The 19860-nt window shown below is 71.6% G+C and carries 16 protein-coding genes and 1 pseudogene; 6 read left to right on the top strand and 11 right to left on the bottom strand.

From position 1 onward, the window contains the following. Positions 1 to 185 precede the first annotated feature (185 nt). Positions 186 to 2684, top strand: coding sequence for an ATP-binding protein (locus OG607_RS13995; RefSeq protein ID WP_405723102.1), 2499 nt, complete (start codon positions 186 to 188; stop codon positions 2682 to 2684). A gap of 80 nt (positions 2685 to 2764) precedes the next feature. Here OG607_RS13995 and nucS read toward each other — a convergent pair whose 3' ends face one another. Then, positions 2765 to 3430, bottom strand: coding sequence for an endonuclease NucS (gene nucS / locus OG607_RS13990; RefSeq protein WP_405723100.1), 666 nt, complete (start codon positions 3428 to 3430; stop codon positions 2765 to 2767). Positions 3431 to 3668: 238 nt separating this feature from the next. Here nucS and OG607_RS13985 point away from each other — a divergent pair, with 238 nt between their 5' ends. After that, positions 3669 to 4061, top strand: coding sequence for an SCO5389 family protein (locus OG607_RS13985; RefSeq protein WP_329312089.1), 393 nt, complete (start codon positions 3669 to 3671; stop codon positions 4059 to 4061). A gap of 47 nt (positions 4062 to 4108) precedes the next feature. Here the strand turns inward: OG607_RS13985 and OG607_RS13980 are convergent, their stop codons facing one another. Continuing rightward, complete coding sequence (locus OG607_RS13980) at positions 4109 to 5143, bottom strand: LLM class flavin-dependent oxidoreductase (RefSeq protein WP_405723097.1); 1035 nt, start codon at positions 5141 to 5143, stop codon at positions 4109 to 4111. A gap of 240 nt (positions 5144 to 5383) precedes the next feature. On the opposite strand from OG607_RS13980, the gene OG607_RS13975 reads away from it, so the two are divergent. Further along, on the top strand, positions 5384 to 5713 hold the full coding sequence (locus OG607_RS13975) for an ATP/GTP-binding protein (RefSeq protein ID WP_405723096.1): 330 nt from the start codon (positions 5384 to 5386) through the stop codon (positions 5711 to 5713). A 28-nt stretch (positions 5714 to 5741) separates the two neighbouring features. Here OG607_RS13975 and OG607_RS13970 read toward each other — a convergent pair whose 3' ends face one another. From OG607_RS13970 to mce, 7 genes and pseudogenes are all read right to left on the bottom strand, one after another. Further along, positions 5742 to 6614, bottom strand: a complete 873-nt coding sequence (locus OG607_RS13970) for an ABC transporter permease (protein WP_405723095.1) — start codon at positions 6612 to 6614, stop codon at positions 5742 to 5744. Positions 6615 to 6637: 23 nt separating this feature from the next. Beyond that, a pseudogene (locus tag OG607_RS13965) lies at positions 6638 to 7570 on the bottom strand (ABC transporter ATP-binding protein); the annotation flags it as partial. 62 nt (positions 7571 to 7632) lie between these two features. Beyond that, entirely contained in the window at positions 7633 to 8403 is a 771-nt protein-coding gene (locus OG607_RS13960; RefSeq protein WP_405723093.1) for an ABC transporter permease, read from the bottom strand. Between the two features lies 1 nt (position 8404). Then, positions 8405 to 9406 carry an ABC transporter ATP-binding protein gene (locus OG607_RS13955; RefSeq protein ID WP_405723092.1) on the bottom strand — a complete coding sequence of 334 codons (1002 nt, stop codon included), beginning with the start codon at positions 9404 to 9406 and terminating at the stop codon, positions 8405 to 8407. 154 nt (positions 9407 to 9560) lie between these two features. Further along, entirely contained in the window at positions 9561 to 10490 is a 930-nt protein-coding gene (locus OG607_RS13950; protein ID WP_405723090.1) for a cellulose-binding protein, read from the bottom strand. A gap of 105 nt (positions 10491 to 10595) precedes the next feature. After that, positions 10596 to 14339 (bottom strand): polarized growth protein Scy, encoded by a 3744-nt coding sequence (scy, locus tag OG607_RS13945; protein WP_405723088.1) that lies wholly within the window; start codon positions 14337 to 14339, stop codon positions 10596 to 10598. Between the two features lie 184 nt (positions 14340 to 14523). Beyond that, the gene (mce, locus tag OG607_RS13940; protein ID WP_329312081.1) at positions 14524 to 14952 is read right to left on the bottom strand and encodes a methylmalonyl-CoA epimerase; all 429 of its coding nucleotides are present in this window, start codon (positions 14950 to 14952) and stop codon (positions 14524 to 14526) included. 149 nt (positions 14953 to 15101) lie between these two features. Between mce and OG607_RS13935 the strand changes: the two genes are divergently transcribed. Together OG607_RS13935 and meaB are read left to right on the top strand one after the other, a co-directional pair. Continuing rightward, positions 15102 to 16337 (top strand): acetyl-CoA C-acetyltransferase, encoded by a 1236-nt coding sequence (locus OG607_RS13935; protein ID WP_405723085.1) that lies wholly within the window; start codon positions 15102 to 15104, stop codon positions 16335 to 16337. A 13-nt stretch (positions 16338 to 16350) separates the two neighbouring features. After that, a complete protein-coding gene (gene meaB / locus OG607_RS13930) occupies positions 16351 to 17307 on the top strand; it encodes a methylmalonyl Co-A mutase-associated GTPase MeaB (protein ID WP_405723083.1) in 957 nt (318 codons plus the stop codon). A gap of 5 nt (positions 17308 to 17312) precedes the next feature. On the opposite strand, the gene OG607_RS13925 is transcribed toward meaB, so the two are convergent. Together OG607_RS13925 and OG607_RS13920 are read right to left on the bottom strand one after the other, a co-directional pair. After that, the gene (locus tag OG607_RS13925; RefSeq protein ID WP_405736750.1) at positions 17313 to 18458 is read right to left on the bottom strand and encodes an RNA polymerase sigma factor; all 1146 of its coding nucleotides are present in this window, start codon (positions 18456 to 18458) and stop codon (positions 17313 to 17315) included. Positions 18459 to 18475: 17 nt separating this feature from the next. After that, positions 18476 to 18883, bottom strand: coding sequence for a YciI family protein (locus tag OG607_RS13920; protein WP_405723080.1), 408 nt, complete (start codon positions 18881 to 18883; stop codon positions 18476 to 18478). Positions 18884 to 19078: 195 nt separating this feature from the next. On the opposite strand from OG607_RS13920, the gene OG607_RS13915 reads away from it, so the two are divergent. Further along, positions 19079 to 19387 carry a prevent-host-death family protein gene (locus OG607_RS13915; protein ID WP_405723078.1) on the top strand — a complete coding sequence of 103 codons (309 nt, stop codon included), beginning with the start codon at positions 19079 to 19081 and terminating at the stop codon, positions 19385 to 19387. The last annotated feature ends 473 nt before the right edge of the window (positions 19388 to 19860 follow it).

Here is a 19860-nt window from a genome sequence, read left to right as displayed (position 1 = left end):
CCAAAATCGGACGCAAGGGCGGCGTGGCGCCCCTGGCGTTCGCTCATACTGTGTGAAGGTTTAGGGTTCGGTTTCGGGCGTGCCACCCCGTACGCCGAGGAGGGGAACCGGGCCCGGTCCAACGGCGGACGCGTGGTGGCCCTCGACAAGGCCCCGCTGCGACGCATAGGTGGGGGCGGAGAAGCATGGACCTCAACGATCCGCGTAACGGCGTACCCGGGCTGCCGGACGAGCCCGCCGACAGCGTGCCGCTCGACGGCGACGGCAGCACGATGCCGCTGCCGCGCGTGCAGCGCCAGCCGCTGGTGCCCGAGGGCACCGGCACCGCCAAGGCGGCCCGCGTCGTACAGCTCGTCGCGGGCGAGTACCTGGTGACCCTCAACCCGGTGGACGGCAGCGAGATCACCACCTGCCCGCCGGAGAGCCGGCCCGTGCCGGTCCGGCGTACCCCGCAGGACCGCGCCACCGTCCGCGAGGCCGCCCGGCCCCCCGCCCCGGCCGGGCCACGCGGCCCGGAACTGCCGCTCCTGGAGCGCGAGGAGGAGCGCGAACGGCTGGCCCGGCTGCTCTCCCGGGGCCGCTCGGTGCGCGTCACCGGGCCGAGCGGGGCGGGCCGCAGCGTGCTGCTCGACGCCGTCGCCGAGGCCTGCGCCGGCCTCGCGCCGGACGGCGTCATCCGGCTGTCCGGCTACCGCCGCACGCCCAGCGACCTCCTCCAGGAGCTCTACGCGGCCGTCTACGAGACCGCCGAGCCGGGACCGGGGTACCGGCCCGACCGGCCGCATCTGCTCGACCTGCTGCGCGACGTGGGCGCCGTGGTGGTCGTGGACGACCTGGAATTCGGCGGCGCGGGGCTGGAGGACCTGCTCGCGGCGGCGCCCGAGTGCGCCTTCCTGATGTCGGCGACGCCCGATGTCACGGCCCCCGCCGCGGATTCCCCGGTCGAGGAGATCTTCCTGCCCGGGCTCACCCGGATCGCCTGCCTGGAGCTCCTGGAGCGGGCCGTCGAACGGCCCCTGGAGGACGAGGAGGCGGCCTGGGCCGCCGACCTGTGGTTCGAGTCCGAGGGGCTGCCGCTGCGCTTCGTACAGGCCGGCGCGCTGCTGCGACGGCGCGACGTCCAGGGCATCGAGGCGCTGCAGGGCGACGAGCCGGTCTGGGACCGGCCGGAGGCGATTCTCGACGACGCCGGCGACCTTCCGGCCGAAGCCCCGGACGACGAGGTAGCGGCCGTTCCCGCCGGGCACATCCCCCTCCCCCCACTGGCCGAGAGCGCCGCCCCGGCCGTGCTCCTCGCCTCGTCGATGGGGGAGTCCGCCCGGGAGTCCCTGCGGTTCGCGGTCGCGCTGGACGGGGAGATCCCGCACCAGGCGCACCTCCCCGCCCTCGTCGGCGACACCCACGGCGACGCCGCGCTCGGCACGCTGGTCAACGCCGGGCTGGCGGTGCCGGTCGCCGAGCACTACCGCCTCGCGGCGGGCGTACGCCAGCAGCTCGTTGCGTACGAGGAGTCGGCCGACGCGAAGGCTCACGCCGCGGCCCAGCACTACGCCTGGTGGGCCGGGCACCCCTCCGTCACCCCGGACCGCGTCGCCGCCGAGGCCGAGGCCATCCTGGCGGCGCTCGCCGCCTGCCGGGACGGCGGCCACGCGAGCGCGGCCGTGCTCCTGGCCCGTACCGCCGCCCCGGTCTTCGCGGCCGCCCTGCACTGGAGCGCGTGGGAGCGCACGCTGCGGATCGGCCAGGAGGCCGCCCGGCTGGCCGGCGAGGTCGCCGAAGAGGCCTATTTCCACCACGAGTTGGGCGTCCTCGCGCTCTGCACGGGCAGCCTCGACCGGGCCCGTACGGAGCTTGAGGCCTCCATAGCCCTGCGCGGCGCCCTGGCGGACCGCCAGGGCACGACGGTGGGCAGGAGGACCCTCGCCCTCGTCGTCGACCGTTCCGGCGGCCCTGCCCCCCTCACCACCCCCGCCGGCGTCGAGACCCCCGGCGCCGGCACGGATGCCTCCCGGCTCCCCGGCGAGCCCTACGGGGACGGCCCCGCCACCGTCATCAGCAAGCGCCTCACCCTCACCGGCCCCGGCTCCGTCCTCGCCGGCCCCCGCCGCCTCGCCCTCACCGCCTCCCGCCGCAACCTCATCGCCGCCGGCGCGGGCGCCCTTCTGGCCGCCGTCCTCGGCACCATCGTCACCCTCGGCACCACCGCCAACGACGGCGACACCAACACCCCCATGAACATCAAGCCCGTCGAATCCGCCCAGCAGAACGAGGCCGACAACAACCTCCCCGCCGCCTCCGACACCGCCGGTTCCACCCAGCGCCCCAGCCCCGCCGACAGCGGCACCACCCCCGGCGCCACGACGGGCCCCGGCGTCCCGGGCGGCATGGGCGGGACGACCACGGACCCGGGAACGAGCACTGGCGCGGTCGGTACGAGTACGGGCTCCACGACGACGCGGCCGTCCCCCACGCGTTCCACGCCGCGGACATCGACGAGCCCGTCGAAGTCCGCGTCTCCCTCGGTCAGCGCGTCCACGTCGCCGTCGGCGTCGGCGTCCCCTTCATTGAGCGAGTCGCCCTCCACCTCCGACAGCGCGAGCGAGTCCGTGTCGAGCGGGCCGATCACGACCAGCGATCCGGCCGTGCCCAGCGAGTCCACGTCGGAGTCCGGCACGATCGCCTGACCCGCCGTTGCCGGGTGCACCGGGCTGTGCCCACCCGTTCCGCCCTGCGGAACGCCTGCCCACAACCCGGAAAGGGCCCGTCAGAAGAGGCGGAGCTTGTCGTCCTGGATGCCGCGCATGCCGTCGTAGTCGAGGACGACGCAGCCGATGCCACGGTCCGTGGCGAGGACGCGGGCCTGGGGTTTGATCTCTTGGGCGGCGAAGACGCCCTTGACGGGCGCGAGCAGGGGATCGCGGTTGAGAAGCTCCAGGTAGCGCGTGAGCTGCTCGACGCCGTCGATCTCGCCGCGCCGTTTGATCTCGATGGCGACCGTCGCGCCCTCCCCGTCACGGCAGAGGATGTCGACGGGCCCGATGGCGGTCGGGTACTCGCGCCGGATGAGGGTCCAGCCCTCGCCGAGGACCTCCATGCGGTCGGCCAGGAGCTCCTGGAGATGCGCTTCGACGCCGTCCTTGATGAGACCGGGATCCACGCCGAGCTCGTGCGAGGAGTCGTGGAGCACCTCTTCGATGGAGATGATGAGCTGCTCGCCGGCCTTGTTGGTGACGGTCCAGACGCGTCCCTCCTCGCTCTCCTTGAGGGAGCAGGGCGGGGACATCCAGTTGAGCGGCTTGTAGGCCCGGTCGTCCGCGTGGATGGAGACCGAGCCGTCGGCCTTGACCAGCAGGAGCCGGGTGGCTGACGGCAGATGGGCGGAGAGCCGGCCCGCGTAGTCGACGGAGCAGCGGGCAATGACGAGGCGCATGGTCGGCAACGCTACTCGAAGCGAGTCGTGGCACGCGATTCGCCTCCCGATTCCGCGGAGGTATCGGTGTCGGACAGCTTGTTGGAAAATGGCCGGTTGTGCGTTGCTCCTCCTGGTGCGGTCGGACCCTCTCCGCCTACGGTTGTGAGTGGAAGCCGTCGTGCGGGAGAACACAGGGCGGCTTTCTCCGTAGTCCGTCTGACTCCTCGGACAACGGGGGGTCACGAGAGGAGTACTCATGTCGCTCGACGTCTCACCGGCCCTCCTCGAACAGGCCGAGCGAGGCGAGGTCGATGAGCAGGAATTCGTCGACTGCGTCCGGAACTCCCTGCCCTACGCGTGGGAGATGATCAGCTCACTGGTGGCACAGCTGAAGGTGGACGGCGGTGCGTTCGCCGACAACCAGACGCCGCCGCCGGACGAGCAGGCGCGCGGGCAGCTGCTTCGCGCGCTGGCGAGTGACGCTATACGAGGGGCGCTGCAACGGCACTTCGGGGTGAGGCTGGCGTTCCAGAACTGCCACCGGGTGGCGGTCTTCCCGCTGGACCCGGCGGTGGACGGAAATTACGCCAAGTTCACCTCCGTACGCTCGCAACTGCTCAACCAGTCCCCGGAGTTCAGGGACTGCTGAGCGGAACCGGATCGTGAGGGGTGCTCCCGCCGTTGGCCGCCGGACCGTCAGGCCAGTAGCGGGAGCACTTCGGCGCCGAGCCGCGCCACGTTCTCCTCGGTGGTCGCCAGGTCCCCGGATCCCTCCACCAGCAGGGCGAAGCGGGTGATCCCGGTCCGCTCGGACGTGGCGGCGAGCCGGTCGGCGCACAGGGCGGGCGGGCCCACGGGGTGGAGGTCGCAGAGGAGTTCGGTGTAGGCGAGCGGGTCGCGCATCGTGCGGGGGCGGCCGTCGACGGTCACATGGGCGCCGAGACCGCGCCGGAGCCAGTCGGGCATCGCTTTGACGAGGGTCTCGACGGCGTGGGCGCGGCGGTCGGCGATCTGGACGACACCGGCCGATACATGCTCGGCCCCCCTGGACGCCACCATTTCGGGTGAAAGTCCCGCAGCGCGCGCCTCGGACTGCCACATTGCGACCATGTCGGCCTTCTCCGCGTCCCCGCAGTGCATACCGAGCAGCATGGGCAGCCCGCGCTGTGCCGCGAGCCGCACGCTGCCCGGCGATGTGCAGGCGACCACCACCGGTGGCCCGGCGGCCGGTTCGTCGAGTTCGTCGGCGCGCGGCACCACCGCCACCTCCCGGAAGCGGAAACGTGTCCCCGAGGCGCCGACGCGGCCCCCGCGCAGCCACCGCAGCAGCAGGTCGAGGGATTCCGGGAAGCCGGACTCGTACGCCTCCAGCCCCGCACCGAAGACCTCCAGGTCGACCCAGGGCCCGCCGCGCCCCACGCCGAGCGTGAAGCGGCCACCGGAGGTGAGGTGCAGCAGTGCCGCCTGCTCGCCGAGGGCGACCGGATGCGCGGTGGGCAGCACGCTGACCGCCGTGCCGACACCGATCCGGCGGGTGCGGCCGAGCAGCAGCGCGGCCAGGGTGACCGCCGATGGGCACACGCCGTACGGCACGAAATGGTGCTCGGCGAGCCACACCGAATCCAGCCCCGCAGCCTCGGCCGCTTCGGCCGAGCGCACCGCGCGGTGCAGCGCCTCGGCCTGGCCCTGGCCGGGGAATTGGGCCGCGAGAACGAACGTACCGACGCGCATCGTGCTTCTCACCCTTCACTTGCCGCTTCTGGCACTTGCTACTGGCATTAACGCGCGACACGTGACAAAGGCACGGTCCAGCACCGTGATTTCATGATTTTCTACGTGGATTCGGATGCGAGGGGTCAAATGGGCCTCTACCCGGCCCGTACCGCTGCATGCGCATGCTGTTTTACGCTGGAAGCGGCTCGTGCCCGTGTGTCGCCCCGCTCCTGTCCCCGACCGCCCGTGAGGTATGCCGTGTCCCCGCGCCGAAACCACCAGCAGCGAGGCGGTGGCAAGCCCGCGCCCGATGAGCGTCCGGAAGCCGGTTCGGGTCTCGGGATGCAACGCACCGAGACCTGGCAGGGCGAGGAGTGGTTCGTCCGGCCCATCGCGGGCAGCACCGCCGGCAAGCACTACCGCTGCCCCGGCTGCGACCAGGAAATCCCGCCCGGCGTCGGCCACTTGGTGGCCTGGCCCGAGTACGGCGGCGTGGACGACCGGCGCCACTGGCACCGCGCCTGCTGGAACGCGAAGGACCGCCGCACCACGAAGGTGCAGCGGTCCCGTAACGCCCCGCGCCACTGAGCTGCGGGGCCGCTGAGCTACGGAGCGGTCACACGTCCCGCTTCGCCAGCACCGCGTACGCGCCGGCCAGCGCCAGCGCCGTCACCACGGCGAGCGTGACGAGCTGCGGCAGACCGTTGACCTGGTCGTCGAAATCACCGGCCATCCGGACCCGGTACAGCGCGGCCAGCCCGACCGGTGTCGAGTACTCGACCAGCTTCTCCTGGACCTTGTAGAGGCCGGGTGCCTGCATGAAGATCGCGGCGATCAGCGGCAGCAGCACGATGCCCATCATCGCGGTGATCGCCCCCGCCGAATGCCTCAGCAGCGTGCCGACGGCGAGCGCCAGCAGGCCCAGGAGCGCGACATACAGGCCCACCCCGACCGTCGCGCCGAGCCACTCGTATCCGGTGGTGGCGGTGACGCCGTCCTTGAAGGTGACCCCGCCGGAGACCTCGCAGCACTCCGTGGCGGTGTTCCTTCCGCCGAGCGCCGCCCAGTTGATCAGCGCCGTCACGGTGCAGGCGAGGGTGGTGACCGTGAAGGTCAGCCCGAAGAAGATGATCGCCTTGGCCGTCAGCACCCGCGTCCGCTGCGGGCACGCGGTGAACGTCGTACGGATCATCCCGGTGCCGTACTCGGAGGTGATCACCAGCACCCCGAGCGTGATCACCGCCAGCTGCCCCAGCATCAGCCCGTACAGGCCGGGGCTGAGCACCGGGTCGCTGAAGTAGTCGCTGCCGTCGGCCAGGATGGCCCACAGCATCAGCAGATTGATACCGAGGACCAGCACGAGCATGATCCCCAGCGTCCACATCGTGGAGCGCACCGTCCGGATCTTGGTCCACTCCGAGCGCAGCGCATGCGTCAGATTGGTCGCCTCCACCGGGACCGGAGACGCGGTCTCAACGGGCGAGATCATCGGACAACCTCCGTCATGGCCGCCAGCCCTGCCCGCTGGTCCTGCGTGGAGCGGTAGTCCACCGCGTTGTTCGTCATGCGCATGTACGCCTCCTCCAGGGAGGCCTGGTGCGGCGACAGCTCCCACAGCCGCACATCCGCCTCATGCGCAAGCTCGCTGATCCGCCGCAGCTCCAGCCCCGACACCCGCAGCCTGCCGTCCGGCTCCGCCTGTGCATGCCCGCCCGCCGCGGTGAGCGCGGCGGTCAGCTTCTCGCTCTGCGCGGGGTCGTCCGGGGTGCGCACGAGCGCGTAGCCCGCCGAATTGTGCGCGATGAAGTCCTTCACGCTCATGTCCGCGAGGAGCTGCCCGCGGCCGATCACGATCAAGTGGTCGGCCGTCAGGGCCATTTCGCTCATCAGGTGGCTCGACACGAAGACCGTACGGCCTTCCGAGGCCAGCCTCCGCATCAGATTCCGCACCCAGTGAATGCCCTCCGGGTCCAGCCCGTTCACCGGCTCGTCGAACAGCAGCACCTCCGGATCGCCCAGCAGGGCCCCCGCGATGCCGAGCCGCTGCCCCATCCCCAGCGAGAACCCCTTCGACCGGCGGTGAGCCACATCCTGCAGCCCCACCACACCCAGCACCTCGTCCACCCGCCGCGCCGGAATGCCCGACAGCTGCGCCACGCACAGCAGATGCTGTCGCGCACTGCGGCCGCCGTGCACCGCCTTCGCGTCCAGCAGCGCCCCCACCCTGCGCGGCGCGTTCGGCAGCTCCCGGTACGGCAGCCCCCCGATCGTCGCCCGGCCCTCGCTGGGGGCGTCCAGGCCCAGGATCATCCGCATCGTCGTCGACTTCCCCGACCCGTTCGGCCCCAGGAAGCCCGTCACCGCCCCCGGCCGCACCTGGAACGACAGGTTGTACACAGCTGTCTTCGCGCCGTAGCGCTTGGTGAGGCCTGCTGCCTCGATCATCCCCGGTCCCTCCCCGCATACATTTACGGATAGGAGGCCCCGGGCGTCTGTTCGGTTCCCTGCTACGCGTCCCGGCGCTTCAGCACCACGTATCCGCCGATCAGCGCGGCCGCGACCCACACCACCATGATGAGCAGCCCGGCCCACGGCCCGTACGGGCGCTCGTCGTTCACGGAGACGACCTGCATGATCTTGGATCCGGCCTGGTCGGGGAAGTAGCGGGCGACCTTCTTCGCGCCGGGGACGTTGGCGAGGATGGTGGAGATGAGGAAGAAGAAGGGCATGAGGATGCCGAGGGAGAGCATGGGGCTGCGCAGGATCATGGCGATGCCGGCGGAGAAGAGCACCATCAGCGTCATGTAGAGGCCGCCGCCGAAGACGGCTCGCAGGACGCCGGGGTCGGAGATGGAGGTGCTGTGGGAGCCGAGGATGGCCTGGCCGACGAAGAAGGTGATGAAGCTCGTGGCCATGCCGACGACAAGGGCGAGGACGCCGGTGACGGCGATTTTGGAGGCGTAGAAGGTGCCGCGCTGGGGGACGGCGGCGAGCGAGGTGCGGATCATGCCGGTGCTGTACTCGCTGGAGATGACGAGGACACCGAAGACGATGAGGGCGAGCTGACCGAGCCAGAGGCCGGAGAAGCTGGTGGAGGTGGGGTCGAACTGGAGGCGGTCGTTGGAGTCGAGGTTCTTCCACTGGGTGGCGGTGAGCAGGCAGATGAGGCCGCTGATGACGATGGTCACGAGCAGGGCGGAGACAAGGGTCCAGACGGTGGAGCGTACGGACTTGACCTTGGTCCACTCGGACTGGAGGACTGCACTCGGTGCCGCCATGTCAGGACTTCCCCTTCTTCTGCTTCTTCTCTTTCTGCTGCTGCCAGTCGGCGCCCCAGGCCGGTGCCGAGGGTCCCTCCGGCTGCCCCGCCACTGACGGCACTCCCGCGTGGTACTCGACGGACTCGGCGGTCAGCCGCATGAAGGCCTCTTCCAGCGAGGCGCGTTGCGGGCTCAGCTCGTGCAGGACCAGGTGACTGGCGGCCGCCAGCTCGCCGATCTTGGCGGGGTCGGCGTCCTGGAGCTCCAGTGACCCGTCGTCGACCTCCACGGGGGTCAGGCCGGCCACCGCGAGGGCGTCCTTGAGCTGCTCGGGCTGGGGGGTGCGGACGCGGACGTAGGAGCGGGAGTTCTGCTCGATGAAGTCGGCCATGGAGGTGTCGGCCAGGAGCTGGCCGCGGCCGATGACGATGAGGTGCTCGGCGGTCAGGGCCATTTCGCTCATCAGGTGCGAGGAGACGAAGACGGTGCGGCCCTGGGCGGCGAGGCCCTTCATCAGATTACGGATCCAGTGGATGCCCTCGGGGTCGAGGCCGTTGACGGGCTCGTCGAACATCAGGATCTTGGGGTCGCCGAGGAGGGCGCCAGCGATGCCCAGGCGCTGGCCCATGCCCAGGGAAAAGCCCTTGCTGCGCTGCTTCGCCACCGCGGTCAGGCCGACGGTCTCCAGGACCTCGTCGACGCGGCTGCGGGGGATGCGGTTGGCCTGGGCGAGGCAGAGAAGGTGGTTGTAGGCGGTGCGGCCGCCGTGCATGGCCTTGGCGTCGAGAAGGGCGCCGATGTAGGTGAAGGGATCGCTGAGCTGGGCGTAGTGCTTGCCGTCGATGGTGACATCGCCGGAGGTGGGGTTGTCCAGGCCGAGGATCATCCGCATGGTCGTGGACTTGCCGGCGCCGTTGGGGCCGAGGAAGCCGGTGACGACACCCGGCCGGACAGAGAAGGAGAGATGGTCTACGGCGGTTTTGCTCCCGTACCGCTTGGTCAGCGCCTGAAGCTCGATCATTCGGACACGGTATTCGGCGCGAGGGCCGGTTGCACCCGGAAGGTGGGATTCCGGACATGGCGGTGCCCCCGGCCGGGAGGGGGAGGCCGGGGGCACCGGTGAAGCGTTACCGCAGAAGCGGCATGGCGTCAGTGCTGGGTGTCAGCGTATGGCCTCAGCGCTGGGCCGGGACACCGCGGGTGACGGGCTCGTCGTCCGGCACGGTGGCGGCGGCGACGGCCGCACCGGTGAGGGTGGCGAGCATTTCGCGGACGTTGGTGAGCTGGGCGTTGATGCTGTCGCGGCGGTTGGTGAGAGCCGCCAGCTCGCGCTCGGACTCGCTGCGGATGCGGTCGGCCTTGGCGTTCGCGTCGGCGACGATGTCCTCGGACTGGCGCTGGGCGGTCTCGACCGTCTGGCGGGCGCGGCGCTCGGCGTCGGTGCGGAGCTTCTCGGCCTCCAGGCGGAGCTGCTCGGCGCGGTGCTCGATCTCGGCGAGACGCTTCTCGGCCTTGGCCTGACGCGACGCCAGGTCGCGCTCGGACTGCTCGCGGCGCTTGGCCAGGTTGGTCTCGAAGTCCGCGGCGGCCTGGGCGGCCTTGGCGCGGGTCTCCTCGAAGAGGGCGTCGGCCTCCTCGCGCTTGGTCTGGGCGTCCTTCTGCGCGTCGTTGCGCAGCTGGGAGGCGTCGCCCTTGGCCTTCTCTACGATCCGGACGCCCTCGTCCTCGGCCTTGGCCTTGCGCTCGGAGGCGAAGGCCTCGGCGTCGTTGCGGACCTGGTTGGCGGCGGACTCGGCCAGCTCGCGGTGCTGCTCGGCGGCGCGGCGGGCCTCCTCGCGCAGGTCCTTGGCCTCCTCCTCGGCGAGGCGGAGGATCTTCTCGACGCGGGCACCGAGGCCCGCGTACGACGGCTCCGCGTCGTTGACCTGGGCCTGGGCGTTCTGGGTTTCGAGGTGCAGCTCCTCGATGCGCTTCTCCAGCGCATTGATCCGGGCCAGAGCGCTGTCACGGTCGGCGACCAGCTTCGTGATGCGGTCGTCCACCTGGCCGCGGTCGTACCCGCGCCTTACGAGCTCGAACCCGAAGGGGGAGGAAGTGTCGCTCATGGGGTTCCTGTCAATTCAGACCGGTGGTGGGGTGTTAGGGGGAATCCTAGGGGCCACAAGGGCGTGGCATCGAGTCAATGTCCATTAGCTGTGCAGAATGTGCGCTCAATCGAGTGGAGCCTCGTCGGAGCGCTTGCCACTCGAACGGGTGGAGCCGGCGCCGGCACCGGCCGGCACCGTGGTCTTGGCGGACTTGCCGCTGTCGCCGGCGGGTGCCTGGAATGACTCCAAAGCCTCCAGTACGTCCTGGACGCGTGAAATCTCCGCGTTGATGTCCTGGCGGCGCCGCACCAGCACCTCCAGCTCGCGTTTTCCCTCGTTGACGATGCGTTCGGCCTCGCGCTTGGCCTCGTCCCTGACCCGGTCCGCCTCGCGCTCGGCGTCGGCCTTGCGCTGCGCGGCGCCCTTGAGCAGCTCCTCGGCCTTCTTCACGGCCGCGATCCGGACCTTGCTCGCCTCGGTGCCGGCGTTGGTCAGGGTCTCCTCGGCCTTCGCCTGGGCCTCGGTGAGCTGCTCGGTGGCGGCCGCGACCAGCTTGTCGACCCGCTCGCCGGCCGACTTCATCTGGGCGGAGGACTCGGCGCGGGCCCGCTCGTGCAGCTCCTCGACCTCGGTCTCGACGCGGGTGCGCAGCTCCTCCGTACGCTCCCTTATGGCCGTGGAGTCCTGGCGGGCCTCGCGCAGCAGGGTGTCGGCGTCGGTACGCGCCCGCTCGACCATGCCGTTGCCCTCGGCGGTGGCCTCGCCGACGATCCGGTCGGCCTCCTTGCGGGCGGCGCCCACCATGGCGTCGGACTGCTCCTCGGCGGCGGTGGCGATGCGCACGGCCTCGTCCTGGGCCTTGGAGATCAGGTCGTCGGCCTGCTGGGCGGCCTCGCTGCGGCGGCGGTTGCCCTCCTCGCGGGCCTCGTCGCGCATGCGGTCGGACTCGGCGCGGGCGGCGTCGGCGTCGCGCTCGGCGCTGTCCAGGGCGTCCTTGGCGAGGATACCGAGGCGCTCGGCCTCGGCGCGGGCCTTGGTGATGAGCTGGTCGGCCTGCTGGGCGGCGTCGCTGCGGCGGCGGTTCCCCTCCTCGCGGGCCTCGTCGCGCAGCCGCTGGGCCTCCTGCTGGGCGGCGTGCAGCGCCTCCTCGGCGGCGGCCCGCCGCTGCTCGGCGTCGCGCTCGGCGCTTTCGAGGGCGTCCTTGGCCAGGATGCCGAGGCGCTCGGCGTCGCGGTGCGCCTTGGCGACGATCTCCTCGCCCTGGGCGGCGGCCTCGGAGCGCAGCCGGCCGGACTCGTCGATGGCCTCGTTGACGGTGTGCTCGGCCAGGGCCCGGGCGGCCTCGGACTCCTCGTGCGCCTCGCGGCGGATGCGCATGGCGTCGTCGGTGGCGCGCTCGCGCTCGGAGTTGGCGTCGGCGTGCAGGCGGTCGGCGGCCTCCTGGGCCTCGGTGCGCATGCGGTCCGCGGCGTGCTCGGCCGCGTTGCGCAGGCCGGCGATGTCCTGCTCGGCCTGGTCGTGCAGCCCGGCGACGGAGTCGCGTACCTGCTGGGCGGTCTGCTCGGCGGCGTTCACCAGTTCGGCGGCACGGCGGTCGGCCTCGGCGACCAGGTGCTCGGCCTCGGCCTGGGCCTCCTCGACCCGCTTGCGCGCGGCGGCGAGCAGCTCCTCGCTCTGCTGGCGGGCCTGGGCGCGCTCCTGCTCGGCCTCGGCCCTGGCCGACCCGAGCAGGTCCTCGGCCTCGCGGCGGCGGCGTAGGGCCTCCTCCTGGGCGGCGGCCAGGGCCTCTGCGGCCTCGGCGCCGATCCGCTCGGCGGCGGTGGCGGCCTCGGCGCGCACGCGGCCGGCGCTCTCCTGGGCCTCGGCGCGCAGCTGCTCGGCCTCGGCGGCCGCGTCGCTGGTGAGGCGTACGGCCTGCTGTTCGGCCTCGGCGCGGGTCTGGGAGGCGTCGGCGGCGGCCTCGTCGCGCAGCCGCAGGGTCTCCTGCTCGGCCTGCTCCTGGAGGGCCCGGAGCCGCTCGGCGGCCTCGGCGCGCAGCTGGCCGGCCTCGTCGGCGGCCTCGCCACGCAGCCGCTCGGCCTCGGTGCGCGCGTCGCGCAGGGCCTCCTCGGCGGCGGCGATGCGCAGGTCGGCCTCGGTGCGCTGGCGGTTGAGGTCGGCGGCGGCCTCGTCGCGCAGGCGCTGGGCGGCCTCGACGGCCTCCTCGCGCAGCTGCAGGCCCGCGTACTCGGCGTCCTCCTTGGTCTGGATCGCCTGCTGCTCGGCCTCGGCGGTCAGCGTTTCGGCCTCTGCGCGTGCGCGTTGCAGCGCCTCGTCGGCCTGCTTGCGCAGGTTGGCCGCGCGCTCGATGGCCTCGGTGCGCACGCGCTCGGACTCGGCGGTGGCGCTCTGGCGCTGCTCGTCGGCGTCGGCCTTGGCCTTGGTCAGCAGCTCCTCGGCGCTGCTGGCCGCCTCCTCGATCTGCTGGATCGCCTCGCGCCGGGCCTCACCGCGGATCCGCTCGCCCTCGGCGACCGCCTCGGCGCGCAGCTGCTCGGCCTCGCCGCGCAGCCGGCGCGCCTCCTCCTGCAGCTCGACGGTCTTGGCCCGGTACTCCTTGGTGTCGTCCTGGGCGGCCCCGCGCAGCTGCTCGGCGGACTCCTCCGCCTGGCCGCGCAGCCGCTCCGCCTCGGCCTCGGCCTCGCCCTTGATCCGCTCGGCCTCCTCGCTGGCCGAGCGGATGGTGGACTGGGCGTCCTCGGTGGCCTTGTTGAGGACCTCCTCGGCCTGCCGGGCGGCCTTGGCCAGCGCGGCCGCGGCGTCCTCGGCGAAGGCCGCCTTGGCGGTCTCGGCGGCCTCGGACAGCATCTGCTTGGCCTTGGCGGCGGCGTCGGACTTGACCTGCTCGGCCTCGGCCTTGGCGGCCTCGGACTCCTTGGTGGCCTCGGTGACCAGGCGGGCGATCTCGGCGCGCGCGGTGCGGGTGCGCTGCTCGTTGTCGGCGTCCACGGTCGCCAGCTGCTTGGCCGCGCTCGCGGCGGCCTCCTCGCGCAGCCGGTCGGCTTCCGCCCTGGCGGCGCGCAGCGCCTCGTCGGCCTCCCGGGTGCGCTCCTCGGCGGTCCGGGACAGCTCGGCGGCCAGCCTGCGGGCCTCGTCGGCCTCGCCCTGGGTGGACGTGCGCAGCTGCTCGGCCTGGCTGGTGGCCTCCGTGGCCTGGTTCCCGGCGGCGGTCAGCAGCCGCTCGGCGTCCTGGCGGGCCCTGCGCAGCAGCTGCTCGGCCTCGGCGCGGGCGGTCGCCGTGTCCGACTCCAGCCGCTCCCTGGCGCCCTCCGCGATCCGCGCCGCCTCGGCCCGGGCGGCGGCCAGCGCGGCCTCGGCCTCGGCGCGGGACTCGTCCATGAGGCGGCGGGCCTGCGACTCGCTGCGGGCGCGCAGCTGCTCGGCCCACGCCACGTTCTCGTTGACATGCTGCTCTACGTTGACCCGGCGCTCGGCCAGCTCCTCGTCCAGACGGCGGCGGCGGGCGGTTGCCTCGGCGTGCCACTGCGCTTCTATCTGGGACTGCCGCTCGGCCTGCTCCTGCAGCAGGCGCTGGGTGGCCGCGCGGGCCTCGCGCACCTCGCGCTCGGCGTCGGCGCGCAGCTGATTCGCCTGGATCTCGGCGTTGCGCAGCAGCTGGTCGGCCTGGTGGCCGAGGTTGTCGTAGGCAGGACGGGACGCGAGGTTACGGCGCGCCTCGTGCAGCTTGGCGCGCAGCACCTCGACCTGGTAGCCGAGGTCGTCGGCGTGTTGCAGCACCTTGTCCCGCTCGGTCCGCAGCCGTTCCATCTCGGCCTCGAACTGCGAGAGGGAGTCGCCGTCAGCCTCGTAGCGGTCGTTGCCCCGCACTCCGCGGTCCCATCCGTCCGTCCTGGTGTACCCACCCGCCAACCGAGTGAGATTCCCCGGGGCCCTGTTTCACGGCAGGGCCTTACGGAGAATTGTGTCTGATCCACGCCGAAGCGCGGGCCGGTACCCCACCCAGCCCACCCCGGTCGGCTCGGGCCACTCTACCGGGGTGAATGGGCCTTGGTCAGTGGTCCTTGACGGCAGTCACGAGCTCTGTGAGTACCCCATGACAGTCCTTGGGGTGCAGGAACGTGATGCGGGAGCCCATCGAACCCCTGCGCGGCTCGTCATAGAGGACCCGTACACCCTTGTCCTTGATGTCTGCGGCCTCCGCGTCCACATCCGCCGTGCCGAAGGCGATGTGATGCACCCCCTCACCGTTCTTGGCCAGCCACTTCGCCACGGTGGAGTCCTCACGGGTCGGTTCCAGCAGCTGCAGATAGGAGGCCCCGCCGTCGTCGGTTTCGTTGATCTTCAGCATGGCCTCGCGCACCCCCTGCTCCTCGTTGACCTCGGAGTGGAACACCTCGAAGCCGTACGTGGCACGGTAGAACTCGACGGTTTTGTCGAGGTCGAAACAGGCGATACCGATGTGGTCGATTCGAGTCAGCATGGGTCCAGTGCACCGCTCGCATGTGTGGTCACGCAACGTGCGCGCCATCACACCGTCCGCCGGGTGACCGCCGGTCTACCGCTCAGTACATTGGCTGCACCCTCGTAAAACCATCGTTAACTTTCCCTCTGTGCAAAGGGGCCAGCTCCATGACCAGCCAGTTGACCGGCCAGGACAGCCAGGCAGCACGAACCTCAGTGATCGTCGCAGGAGCCCGTACGCCGATGGGGCGACTCCTCGGGTCCTTGCGCGGCTTCAGCGGCGCCGAACTGGGTGGCATCGCCATCAAAGCCGCCCTCGACCGGGCCGGCATCGCCGGCGAGCAGGTCCAGTACGTGATCATGGGCCAGGTCCTGCAGGCCGGCGCCGGGCAGATGCCGGCCCGCCAGGCCGCCGTCAAGGCCGGCATCCCGATGAACGTCCCCTCGCTCACCATCAACAAGGTGTGCCTGTCCGGGCTCGACGCCATCGCGCTGGCCGCCCAGCTGATCCGCGCCGGTGAGTTCGACGTCGTCGTGGCCGGCGGCCAGGAGTCCATGACCAACGCCCCGCACCTGCTGCCCAAGTCCCGCGAGGGCTACAAGTACGGCGCCATCGAAATGCTCGACGCGATGGCCTACGACGGCCTCACCGACGCCTTCGACAACATCCCGATGGGCGAGTCCACCGACAAGCACAACACCCGCCTCGGCCTCGGCCGCGCCGAGCAGGACGAGGTCGCTGCCCTCTCCCACCAGCGCGCCGCCGCCGCCCAGAAGAACGGCCTCTTCGAGGCCGAGATCACCCCCGTCGAGATCCCGCAGCGCAAGGGCGAGCCGGTCGTCTTCAGCCAGGACGAGGGCATCCGCGCCGAGACGACCGTGGAGTCCCTGGGCAAGCTCCGCCCCGCCTTCACCAAGGACGGCACGATCACCGCCGGCACCTCCTCGCAGATCAGCGACGGCGCCGCCGCGGTCGTGGTGATGAGCAAGGCCAAGGCCGAGGAGCTCGGCCTGGAGTGGATCGCCGAGATCGGCGCCCACGGCAACGTCGCCGGCCCGGACAACTCGCTGCAGTCCCAGCCGTCCAACGCCATCGCCCACGCCCTGAAGAAGGACGGCCTGTCCGTCTCCGATCTGGACCTCATCGAGATCAACGAGGCCTTCGCCGCGGTTGCCGTCCAGTCCATGAAGGACCTCGGCGTGACCCCCGAAAAGGTGAATGTGAACGGCGGTGCGATCGCCCTCGGTCACCCGATCGGAATGTCCGGCGCCCGAGTCGTCCTCCACCTCGCCCTCGAACTCAAGCGGCGCGGCGGCGGCGTCGGTGCGGCTGCCTTGTGCGGCGGCGGCGGTCAGGGCGATGCTCTGATCATCCGCGTGCCCGGCACCGTCGCCGGCAAGTAAGGAGCCTCAGCCGATGCTGGACGTCCCCACCCTGGTCGAGCAGGCACGGCAGGGCCGCCCCCGTGCCGTCGCCCGCCTGATCTCCCTCGTGGAGGGGGCGTCCCCGCAGCTCCGTGACGTCATGGCCGCGCTCGCGCCGCTCACCGGCGGCGCGTACGTGGTCGGCCTCACGGGCTCCCCGGGCGTCGGCAAGTCCACGTCGACCTCGGCCCTCGTCTCGGCGTACCGCCGGGCCGGCAAGCGCGTGGGCGTCCTCGCCGTCGACCCCTCCTCCCCCTTCTCCGGGGGAGCCCTGCTCGGCGACCGCGTCCGCATGTCCGACCACGCCTCCGACCCTGGCGTCTTCATCCGCTCCATGGCCACCCGCGGCCACCTCGGCGGCCTCGCCTGGGCCGCCCCCCAGGCCATCCGCGTCCTCGACGCCGCCGGCTGCGACATCGTCCTCGTCGAGACCGTCGGCGTCGGCCAGTCCGAAGTCGAGATCGCCGCCCAGGCCGACACCTGCGTCGTCCTCCTCGCCCCCGGCATGGGCGACGGCATCCAGGCCGCCAAGGCCGGCATCCTCGAGATCGGCGACCTCTACGTCGTCAACAAAGCCGACCGCGACGGTGCCGACTCCACCGCCCGCGAGCTCAACCACATGCTCGCCCTCGGCGAATCCCGCGCCCCCGGCGACTGGCGACCCCCCATCGTCAAGACCGTCGCCTCCCGCGGCGAGGGCATCGACGAGGTCGTCGCCTCCCTCGAAAAGCACCGCGCCTGGATGGAAGAGCACGGCATCCTCGCCGACCGCCGGCGCCGCCGCGCCGCCCTCGAAGTCGAGCACATCGCCGTCACCGCATTGCGCGAGCGCATCGGCGACCTGCACGGCGACCGCCGCCTGGACGCCCTGGCCGACCGGATCATGGGCGGCGAACTGGACCCGTACGCGGCGGCGGACGAGCTGATCGCGAGCCTGACGGCGCGCTGAACCCGTCAGCGACCCCTGCGGGTGTTCAGCCGGGCGGCCTGGCGGGTCAGGTGGTCGCGCTCGGCGAGGTTGGGTGCCTTTTGGGCCGCCTCGGCGTACAGCCGTGCAGCCGTCGCCAGGTCGCCGTCGCGCTCGTGGAGGTAGGCCGCGACCGCGGTGTGGCGGGGCAGTGAGTCGTCCAGCGCCGCGAGCGCTGCCAGGCCGGCTCGCGGTCCGTCGGCCTGGCCGACGGCCACCGCGCGGTTGAGCCGGACGATGGGGCTGTCGGTCAGGCGCGCGAGCTCGTCGTACCACTCGACGATCTGCACCCAGTCGGTCTGCTCGGCGGTGGGCGCGTCGGCGTGGAGGGCGGCGATGGCGGCCTGGGCCTGGAACTCGCCGAGGCGGTCGCGGGCGAGGGCCGCCTGCAGGATCTCGACGCCTTCGGCGATCGACCCGGTGTCCCACCGACCGCGGTCCTGCTCGGCGAGCGGCACCAGGCTGCCGTCGGGCGCGGTCCGGGCGGCGCGCCGGGCGTGGTGGAGCAGCATGAGGGCGAGCAGCCCCGCCACCTCGGGGTGGTCGATCGCGGCCGCGAGCTGCCGGGTGAGGCGGATGGCCTCGGCGGCGAGGTCGATGTCGCCGGAGTAGCCCTCGTTGAAGACCAGGTAGAGGACGCGCAGCACGGTGGCGACGTCGCCGGGCTGGTCGAACCGCACGCCGGAGACGGTGCGCTTGGCCCGGCTGATGCGCTGCGCCATGGTCGCCTCGGGCACCAGGTAGGCCTGGGCGATCTGGCGCGTGGTCAGCCCGCCGACGGCGCGCAGCGTGAGCGCGACCGCGGACGACGGCGTGAGCGACGGGTGGGCGCACAGGAAGTAGAGCTGGAGTGTGTCGTCCACCGCGGGCGCCGGCCCGGGCGCCGGCTCCTCGTCGAGGCGGTCCTCACGCCGGCGGCGGGCGGTGTCCGCCCGGGCCTGGTCGAGGAACCGGCGCCAGGCCACGGTGACCAGCCAGCCCTTCGCATCCCGCGGCGGGTCGGCCGGCCAGACGCGGACCGCCTCGACCAGCGCGTCCTGCACGGCGTCCTCGGCCGCCGCGAAGTCGGCTCCGCGGCGGACGAGGATTCCGAGCACGCTCGGCGTGAGGCTCCGGAGCAGGACCTCGTTCACCTCAGAGGTCACTGGTGTCACTCCGTGATGGTGGGCGACACGCCGTAGAACGGGCGCAGCTCGAGCCACTCGTGGATCGGCTTTCCGCCCGCCCCCGGGGCGGCCGACAGCTCCCCGGCCAGCTCGACGGCCCGCTCATAGCTGTCGACGTCGATCACCATCCAGCCCGCGATCAGGTCCTTGGTCTCGGCGAACGGGCCGTCGGTGACCGGCGGGCGGCCCTCGCCGTCGTACCGGACCCACGTCCCCTCGGGGGCGAGCGCCTGCCCGTCGACGAACTCCCCGGTCGTCTCCAGCCGGGCCGCGAAGTCGTTCATGTACTGGATGTGGTCCGAGATCTCCTCCGGCGTCCACTTGTCCATGGACACGTCGTTGACCGCGGCCGGGGCGCCCCGGTAGTGCTTGAGCAGCAAGTACTTGGCCATCGTGGTTCTCCTCGGTGCTGGTGCGACCCATTTTGGTCGCCTTCACTGCGGGGACGGAGCCAGCCACGGGTTCTCGACATCGCCGGCCGAATTTTTTTGCGGTCGTGGATCGCGAGCCTGACCAGCCGTGGGCGATGCCGATGTCGGGCTGAGGTGATGATCCGCGATATATGCAGTTTTCTGTACGGTTAAGCCATGGCCATTCCGCGCGACGCACACGAATTGACTGTCACCGAAGCGGCGCAGCGTGGCGTCGCCAAACTTGTCGCCGAAGCCGAACAGGGTTCCGACAGGGTCGTAACCCGCCGCCACAGGCCGGTGGCGGCGGTCGTGGGGATGGACCGCCTTGCCGCGATCGAGGAGGCTGCCGCCGACCTGCACGACCTTGCTCTCGTGCTCGCTCGCAGTGTGACCGATTCCGGTGAGCGAACCTCACTTGACGACGTACTGGCTGCCTTCGGACACACTCGCGACAGCATCGCGGCCCTGCCGGACGACGAGTAGGCGATGGCGGAGATCTTTTTCATCCCCGCCGCCATCGGCGAGCTCCGGTGCATCGGCCCGGAGGTGGTGCCGAAGGTCCTCAATGAGGTGCTGCTCCTTGAGGGCGAGCCCACGGCCGACTACCCACTGGGTGGCGAACTCGCGGGCTACCGCAAACTGATCGTCGACCGGAACACCTGGTGCATCGTTTACCGGATTACGGACGACAAGTCGGTCGAGAACTGTGAGGTCTGGGCAGTCGGGGAACGGGCTGACGCCGAGGTGTACGCGGAGGCTACCGCGCGTATCAAGGAAGCGGGCGCAGGTCGACCCGAGTTCGTTCAGCTTGCTGCGGTGATCGAGAGGCTGGGTCGCTTGGCCGGCCCTACTGGGTGGCCAATCGGCCGATCCATAACGCTTGTTCCAGGTCGAGGGAAGCTGTCGCGGCCCTTGACCTGGAACAAGCGGTCGACCTCTGGGCCGAATTCACGGCG

It is taken from the genome of Streptomyces sp. NBC_01537, assembly GCF_045040445.1.
Classification (GTDB): domain Bacteria; phylum Actinomycetota; class Actinomycetes; order Streptomycetales; family Streptomycetaceae; genus Actinacidiphila.
Note: the sequence above shows the minus strand (reverse complement) of the source record. Positions and strands in the feature narration are given on the sequence as shown.